The sequence below is a fragment of the Aeromonas sp. QDB25 genome, from assembly GCF_027707725.1.
GTDB classification, from domain to species: domain Bacteria; phylum Pseudomonadota; class Gammaproteobacteria; order Enterobacterales; family Aeromonadaceae; genus Aeromonas; species Aeromonas caviae.
On sequence record NZ_JAPCIZ010000116.1, the window covers coordinates 1 to 7,719 of the forward strand.

General features: G+C 56.4%; 6 protein-coding genes and 2 pseudogenes. 5 read left to right on the forward strand and 3 right to left on the reverse strand.

Translation table 11 applies throughout. The features are described from left to right. The first annotated feature begins 80 nt into the window (after nt 1-80). The 4 genes from PG883_RS21820 to PG883_RS21835 all read left to right on the forward strand — a co-directional run bounded on the left by PG883_RS21820 (nt 81) and on the right by PG883_RS21835 (nt 3,116). Complete coding sequence (locus PG883_RS21820; protein ID WP_244776908.1) at nt 81-413, forward strand: hypothetical protein; 333 nt, start codon at nt 81-83, stop codon at nt 411-413. 17 nt (nt 414-430) lie between these two features. After that, nucleotides 431-1,753 (forward strand): ISL3-like element ISIde1 family transposase, encoded by a 1,323-nt coding sequence (locus tag PG883_RS21825; RefSeq protein ID WP_244776907.1) that lies wholly within the window; start codon nt 431-433, stop codon nt 1,751-1,753. 137 nt (nt 1,754-1,890) lie between these two features. Then, on the forward strand, nt 1,891-2,595 hold the full coding sequence (locus PG883_RS21830) for a DUF2914 domain-containing protein (protein WP_244776906.1): 705 nt from the start codon (nt 1,891-1,893) through the stop codon (nt 2,593-2,595). An 83-nt stretch (nt 2,596-2,678) separates the two neighbouring features. Continuing rightward, nucleotides 2,679-3,116 carry a hypothetical protein gene (locus PG883_RS21835; protein ID WP_244776905.1) on the forward strand — a complete coding sequence of 146 codons (438 nt, stop codon included), beginning with the start codon at nt 2,679-2,681 and terminating at the stop codon, nt 3,114-3,116. A gap of 68 nt (nt 3,117-3,184) precedes the next feature. On the opposite strand, the gene PG883_RS21840 is transcribed toward PG883_RS21835, so the two are convergent. After that, complete coding sequence (locus PG883_RS21840; protein ID WP_270682465.1) at nt 3,185-6,031, reverse strand: EAL domain-containing protein; 2,847 nt, start codon at nt 6,029-6,031, stop codon at nt 3,185-3,187. Between the two features lie 59 nt (nt 6,032-6,090). Beyond that, nucleotides 6,091-7,038, reverse strand: a complete 948-nt coding sequence (locus PG883_RS21845) for an ABC transporter substrate-binding protein (protein ID WP_244776903.1) — start codon at nt 7,036-7,038, stop codon at nt 6,091-6,093. A 51-nt stretch (nt 7,039-7,089) separates the two neighbouring features. Between PG883_RS21845 and PG883_RS21850 the strand changes: the two are divergent. Then, nucleotides 7,090-7,356: pseudogene (locus PG883_RS21850) on the forward strand (IS4 family transposase); the annotation flags it as partial. A 46-nt stretch (nt 7,357-7,402) separates the two neighbouring features. Here the strand turns inward: PG883_RS21850 and PG883_RS21855 are convergent. Further along, a pseudogene (locus PG883_RS21855) lies at nt 7,403-7,531 on the reverse strand (ISL3 family transposase); the annotation flags it as partial. Nucleotides 7,532-7,719 lie beyond the last annotated feature (188 nt).

Consider the following 7,719-nt stretch of genomic DNA (forward strand, 5'->3'; position numbering starts at 1 on the left):
ACCGGGTTCGCTCTTGATGATGTGTCTCGCGTTCATGGTCGGCGTTAATATTCGTCTGCCGATGATTTTCGGGGATTCAAGTGAGATTTCTCCGCCGTTTTTACCCTTTGGCCGCTTTTTTCGGCGGTTTCATCGCCGACGCGTTGACGCTCGGCCAGCGCGTCACCCCGTTGGATTTCTGGCGTCTGGGCGGGTTTCTCCTGGGCGCGGCGGTGTTCGCGCTGTGGCTGGCCTGGCGCGGAACGAGGCGCAAGGAGCCGCCCGTGCCGGCTGCCGATCTGCGTGGGCACGTCGCGCGTTTGACCTGGCAGGCGCCTTACCTGCTCATGCAGTTCTTCGGCTCTATGCCGTTTCCAGTGGAAATTGACTTCTCAACAAACATGACCCTCGGTGGTACAACCGCCCGACACTGACGCCGACCTCGCGCCCGATGAACACCCAGATCGAAGCTCTCTTCACCACCGCACTTGGCCTGCAGCCGCCCTGGTACGTCGCCAAGGTCGAGCTCAACACAGCCAAGCGGCGGATCGACTTCGAGGTCGAGCACACCGGCGGTCGTGCTACGTGTCCGGCGTGTGGGGCCGAGCACCAGCTGATCCACGACCGGGTGCGGCGCAGCTGGCGTCACCTGGATTTCTTTCAGTTCGAAGCGTGGCTGCATGCCGCGATCCCGCGCGTTCAGTGCAACGGCTGCGGCAAGACCACGCAGCTGCCGGTGCCGTGGGCGCGTGAGGGGAGCGGCTTTACCCTGCTGTTCGAGGCGCTGAGTCTGTCGCTGTGCCGAGAGATGCCGGTGCGCCAGGCGGCCAACCAGTTGCGGGTTGCCCCGAAGCGCCTGTGGCGCCGCGTGCGCCATTACGTCGAGGTGGCCCGTGCCAAGGACGACATGTCGTGCGTGCGCTACGTCGGGATCGACGAGACCAGCGTCAAGCGTGGTCACGAGTACATCACCGTCGTGCATGACCTTGAAGCCAAGCGCTTGCTGTTTGCCACCCCGGGGCGCGATCACGCTACGTTGCAGGCCTTTGCCCAGGACATGCGTGCGCACGGCGGCGATCCGCTGGCCATTGAGCACGCCTGTATCGACATGAGCGCGGCCTACGCCAAGGGAATCGACCAGTCGCTGCCCAATGCCCGGATCAGCTACGACCGCTTTCATGTCGTGGCGCTGGCCAACGCGGCGATGGACGAGGTGCGTCGCGAAGAGATGCGTAGCTCGGCGGCAGCGGTGCGCGAAGCGGTCGGCGCACAGAGCAAGAAGACGCTGCGTCAGCTGCTGTGGGGGATGCGCAAGAACCCGGTGAGCTGGACCCGTGCCCAGTTCGAGGCGATGCACTGGCTGCAACGCTCGAATCTGAAGAGCGCGCGTGCGTGGCGCCTGAAGCAGGCACTGCGGCTGGTCTATCGCGATGCAGCCGCGAGCAACAGCGAGGAGATCGCGCAAGGTGCCATGAGCAAATGGCTGAGCTGGGCGCGCCGCAGCCGCCTGGAGCCCTTCAAGCGGCTGGCCCTCACCCTGAAGGAGCACCTCGGCGGCGTCGTGCGCGGCATGCTCGACGGACGCAGCAACGCCTACGTTGAAGCGATGAACGGCCTGCTCCAACAGACGAAGACCGCCGCCCGAGGCTTCCGCAACATCGAGAACTTTATCGCCATGGCCTACCTGCGCATGTCCAAGCTCAAGCATCTACCGCAGAACCCCCTGGTGCCGGCCGTCGCCCGCGACTACGGGCGCTACCGTCATGTTTGTTGAGAAGTCAATTTCCACTGGAAACGGCATAGAGCCAGTTCTTCTTCGGCGGTATTTTCTCCGCGCTTTTCATCCTTTATTTCAAGAGTTCCGGGCATCTCGGTTCGTGGCTGACGGCGGCAATCCTCGGCGCGTTGCTGGTGGCCAACGAATTCGCCGGCGATCGCTATGGCCGGCGGTTTACGTTGACCTGGTCGTTGTTCGCGCTCAACGCCATCCTGTTGTTCAATTTTTTGTTGCCGCATCTGGCCGGCAGTCTCGACCCGCTGTGGTTCTACGCGTCGACGCTGGCCGGCGCGCTGCTGGCCAGCCTGCTGCGTGGGGTGGCACCGGGTCGGCCGGGACGGATCAGGCCGGCCTGGGGCATCGCCGGTGCGTTGCTGGCGGCCTGGCATCACGGCATGATTGCGCCGGTGCCGCTGGTCAAGCGGGATATGGCCGTCGGCCACGACTTCGTACAAACCGGTGGACGCTTTCTCCTGCAGGTGGAGCGGGCGCCCTGGTGGCAGTTCTGGCGCGATCATTCAGCCACGGTGCAGGTTGCCGAGGGGGCGCGTCTGTACGGCGTGACCGCCGTATTTGCCCCGTTGGGAGTGGCCGCAGAACTTGAGCATCGCTGGGAGTTTCGTGAAGTCGGCGGATGGCGGCAGGTTTACCGCGACCGCTTTCGCAGCACCGGTGGGCGGGAGCGCGGCTTTCGCGGGTATTCGTGGGTGCTCGATCCAAAACCGGGGGAATGGCGTTTTACCGTCGCCACCGGCGACGGACGGACCATCGGCATACTGCAAGTGCAGGTGCGCCGCGGGGCGCCGCAGCTGGAGTCCTTGCTGGAACGGGAGTTCTGATGTTTCGTTTTGTCTTCGGGGTGTAACATTTTCTTCATGATTTTGCGTTACGCTCCTCCTCCGATCATTTGTTGGAAACTCCGATGGTTGTAAGAAAGACCGCCGCAAGTGCACCTTCTGTGCCGGCTCAGCCGGCTGTCGCCGCGCCGGCACGGCGTGCCGGAAAAACCGCGGCGACCCGCAACACGCCGGAGGCGAAGCCAGCCGCGACGACGACGGCTTCCTTGCCTGAATCCACGCATCTGGTGGCAGGGGCGGGTGGCAAAAGGCGCAAGAAACTGGCCAAGGCGTTTGCGCGTCCGCTCGACAAGATCCTGAAGAACAAGTCTGCGCCGGTCGACGTGCGCTGCACGTTCCCTGCCGGCGAGTACGAGCAACTGGTCAGAATCAAGAGGCAACTGGCTGAACGAGGCATCAAGGTCAGGAAACGCGATTTATTGCGCGCGGGACTGATGCTTCTCTCGGTTCAGTCGGACGAAGATTTGCAGCGTTTGCTGACCGGCCTTTCCGCACTGCGCTGATTTTCTCTCTGTGCCTTCAGCGGGTAGCAGGCTTCTCCAGATTATTGTTTCAGATCGTCCGACCGACCTTATGTGTCCTTCAGGATAAATGCTTTCATCTTCAGGTCATATTGAACCCAATGCACGAGGATCCAATCTTCCACTTTTGATAAGACATGTTCGTGATTGGCGGAGGAGTCTTTCATGAAGTCAGCGAGCAGGGAGGCGTGTTTCCTCATGATCTGCTGATGTGATCTTATGTGATTCCTTACGTCGACATCGGGCATTCCAAATTTCTTGAAGAATTCTTCTTCATGCTCAAAATGCGTACTGAGCTGTTGACCAATTGCATTCAATACAGTGCTGAAACCCTCGCTTTTATCAGCAACAGGAGATGCAACCTGGAGTCTATGCAAAAGGTTCAGCAGACTTTCGTGCTCGTCGTCAATGGAAGGTTCTCCAATCCGTAGCGATGCCAATCTGATTTCAGAATCCAGGACGCCGTTGTCAGGATTCTTCCCGGAGATAAATTCTTTCCATGACGCGATAGTGCTTTCAAATTCTGCAACAGGCAATGGTCGACCATAGTAATAGCCTTGATACTGATAGCAGCCCAGTTTGGCTAGGAAGTCGCGGTGTTCCTCCGTCTCAACGCCTTCTGCGATGACCGCAAGCCCGAGACTGCTGCCCAGTGCAATGATCATTTTGGCAATCGCGACATCATCGGCATCATCGAAAAGCTGCTTGATAAACAGTTTGTCTATTTTTAGTTCGCACAACGGGAGGCGTTTCAAATAGGATAAGGACGAATATCCGGTTCCGAAATCGTCAAGCGAGAAGCCGATTCCTTTTTCCCGTAGAGAGAGCATTTTGGCGATAATGCCTTCCGTGTCTTCAATGAGAAGACTTTCGGTCAGTTCCAGTTTGAGACGACTGGCATCAATGTCTTCTTTTCCTACGTATTCAAGTATTTTTTCGACGAAGTTCTTTTCCAGCAATTGCTTGGCGCTGACATTGACAGAAATTGTCGTCGCCGCCGTTTGCTGACGATTTGCCCAAAGACGAAGTTGACGACAAGCCGATCCGATAACCCAATAGCCGATTTCGACAATGAGGCCGGAATCTTCCGCTACCGCGATGAAATCACCCGGGAAGAGAAGCCCTCTTTGTGGATGATGCCAGCGGATTAAAGCCTCTGCTCCTCTGAGTCGGCCCTGATAATCGACCTGCATTTGATAATGAAGAACGAATTCATCTCTGGTGAGCGCTTGGCGCAATTCTTTCTCAAGCGCCACACGTTGCACTACGGCCACCTGCATTTCCCCGTCAAAGAAGCGAAAAGTTTTCCGCCCGGCACTCTTGGCCTGGTAAAGCGCAAGGTCGGCGTGCTTGAGGATATCTTCAACGCTGAGCTCGTTCTTGACATTGGCATCAAAAAGAGTGATTCCGACACTTGCGCTGCTATGGCAATCGTGCGAGCTGCAACGATAGGGGTGACTGAGCACACCGATGATTTTCTCGGCGACAATTCTTGCGTGGTCGGCGGCTTCGTGCCCGTCCTGTGCGAGGCCGTCCAGGAGGGCGACAAATTCGTCGCCACCCAGGCGGGCGATTGTGTCATTCTCGCGCACGCAGTTCCTGAGCCGATTGGCTGCTTGAACCAGAAGTTGATCACCGATATCGTGGCCCAAAGTGTCGTTAATCATTTTGAAGTTGTCGAGGTCGATAAATAGCAAGGCGCCGGTACTCTGGCTACGATGAACCGAACTCAAGGCCTGACTTAACCTGTCAAGGAGCAGGCGCCTGTTGGCCAGGTTGGTGAGCGGATCATAGAACGCCAGCGTGTTCAACTGCTCCTCAGCCGTTTTGCGCTTGGATATGTCCTCAATTGCCCATAGGCCACCTCCCGCGCGACATTCCAGGTCCAATACACAGCCGCGGATTTCAGCCCAAAAATGAGAACTGTCGTGGCGCTTGAGCAGTAATTCTTGTTCATATGAACGATTGGAACGTGTGGCGTCGACGAGTCCGTCACGGGTTGCCTGATACTGGGTCGATGACAAAAAGAGCGACGTAAGTGGCAGGCCAACCATTTCGCCATCCGCATAGCCAAAAATCTGTTCGGCGCGTGCGTTGGCCAACCGGATTAGGTCATCGCACACAAAAATGACCCCAACCTGAATATTGCTGAGGATTGTTCTTTGCTCGATGAAGGAGTGACTCAAGTTGATCCGCATCTGGTTCATCTGATGTGCCAACTGACCGATTTCGTCCATGTGGTCCATCTGCAATGATGATTCCAGATTGCCGTTAGCGAGTTGGTCCGAGAATGTCGTGAGCACTTTCAACGGCGCCAGAATCCAGTAGTGCACAGACGCCAGGATCAGGAAAAACGCCAGCATACATTGACCCAGGAGAATCAATGCGTAGTTGTATTGCTCACGTCGGAATTTGGACATGGCGGGACCATCGTACTGATCAATCTCGACAAAACCAATTTTCTCGCTGTTAAGCACAAGGTCGTGCCGGGCATTTCTCACCCTGCCGATTTGACGACTGGCATCTTCTACGGTTAGAAATCGACTTTGGATGTTGCTGGTGACGGAAATTGCAATCCGGGCGATCTGGGGGTCGAGCATTGCCGAATTGACTATGGCTTGTGCGGCATTCAGATCGTAGTTCCAGACGGGATTTTTCAGACTGTCGGCCAGAAGTACTATCTTGTCCTGAAGGCTCCGGTTCAGTTCCTGATTGACACGTCCCTGATCGACGTGGTTAAGAATCAGGCCGCCAACCAGAGCGGGGAGCAGCATGCCGGCACAGGTTGCAAGCAGGATGACCGTTCTCAGGTTCTCTCGCCGCATCAGTTTGTGCAGATGCATGACGATGGAAATTTTTTGGTTCAGAAAACTCTGGCGTGTCTGATTACCCGTCATGTGTCAGTCTCCATGCATGACACTGCGCCGCCTGTCTGGCCCGGAAGAAGGCAGGCATGTCATGGCTTCAGCAAAGACTGAATTTCTGGCCGCGACAGATTCCCGAGCGTTACCATCTCCGTGCCGGTGTGGATGTTTACATCCTTGACGGGTGCTTTGCGAGCCGCAGCGATGGCTGCTTTCACGGCGAGGTATCCCATTTGCCGGGGATTTTGCACAATCAAGCCGTCGATGGCTTTGTTTCGCAGACCGTCCAAAAGATAATCAGTCGAATCAAATCCGATCAGCCGAATTTTCCCGGCCAGACCCGATTCGCGCAGTGCCCTGAGCATTCCATCGCTGGATGACTCATTGACAGCGAAAATCCCGTCAATGTGTAGTGTTTCTTTCAAAAGTTTGAGTGCTGAACGGAGCGATCTTCCCCGTGATCCGCCACCGTAGATGTCGGCAACCACTTTGAGCTTCGAGGACTCCTCTTTCAGGTAAGCCAAAAATCCTTCGCCGCGTTCGTCTGTCGACGCGCTACCCTTCACCGTGCGATAAAGGACCACGTTGCCGCGACCGCCCAGTAATTCAGATAAATGTTTTGCAGCGAGTTTCCCGGCGGAATAATTGTCCGTGGCAATGAAATTTTGGTAGATGCGAGCTGAAATTCCTGAATCCACGACAATGATCGGAATTCCCTTTTCTGCCGCTTTCTTGACTGCGGGGACTAGCCTGACCCCATCTGTCGGTGCGACTACTATCGCGTCAACATCAGAAGCCGTGTAAGCCTCGACAATGGCGATTTGCGATTCTGTATCGTCGTTGTACGCCGGGCCGCGCCATGTGAGCCGCACATTTCCGCTTTCGGCAACGGCACGATCAACTCCTTTGCGCATGAATTTCCAGAAATCCTGGTCGCCGGCTTTAGGAATGAATACGATATTAAGCGTTCTCTCCTCGGAAAATGCCGATTGTGTGGAGAGCACCAGCAAGGCAACAAGAATCGCGACGAATCTTTTCATGGTGCTTTCCCTTTTCCGTCCAGAATTATTTCTGAGGCTATCTTTTGAGCGTGGATCAAGCAGCATCTTCGGATCAAGCGTTTCTACGGTACGTCGGAGAATGCGGTCAAGACGCAAATCTGGATCGCGGTATCGGTCTATGTCCTCGTCGCCATCGTCAAGAAGCGCCTCAATCTCGACGCTTCGCTCTACACTTTGCTACAGATATTGTCAGTCACTCTTTTCGAGAAGATGCCCTTGCAGCAAGCCTTTCCGGGCAGCAACTCCAGTTCCGACAACATCACCATCAACAACCAATTGAATCTGTTCGCGTTTTAACCGGACAGCTGTGTGTGAGTATAAATATAGACTAATTTTTTCTTCGTGAAAAGCGGCTACCGGCGACGAAGTCGACCGCAATCGACAACGTCTTCTTCGCCGCGTCAAACGCCACTCCATTGATGTACCACGGGGAGGCAATACCCAGGGCGGCTTCAAACAGTTTGGCGGTCATGTCGTGGTCTCTCATGTTTCACAGGGGCGCACATCGTACCCGCGTGTTCGGTCCGGCAATCACCGCATTCGTCTCCATGGCTGGATGCACAACCCCGCGGCATCCAGCCATGGACCAGCGTATCGCCCGATTCCGCGCGTCAAGGGTCCGCTTCGCCGGGCTTCGCCCGCCCTTGACCCCCAGCCTCG

Bases quoted from the DNA above. Each gene is read 5' to 3' on its own strand.
- PG883_RS21825 (WP_244776907.1), top strand. From the start codon at position 431: ATGAACACCCAGATCGAAGCTCTCTTCACCACCGCACTTGGCCTGCAG.
- PG883_RS21835 (WP_244776905.1), top strand. From the start codon at position 2,679: ATGGTTGTAAGAAAGACCGCCGCAAGTGCACCTTCTGTGCCGGCTCAG.
- PG883_RS21840 (WP_270682465.1), bottom strand. From the start codon at position 6,031: ATGACGGGTAATCAGACACGCCAGAGTTTTCTGAACCAAAAAATTTCC.
- PG883_RS21845 (WP_244776903.1), bottom strand. From the start codon at position 7,038: ATGAAAAGATTCGTCGCGATTCTTGTTGCCTTGCTGGTGCTCTCCACA.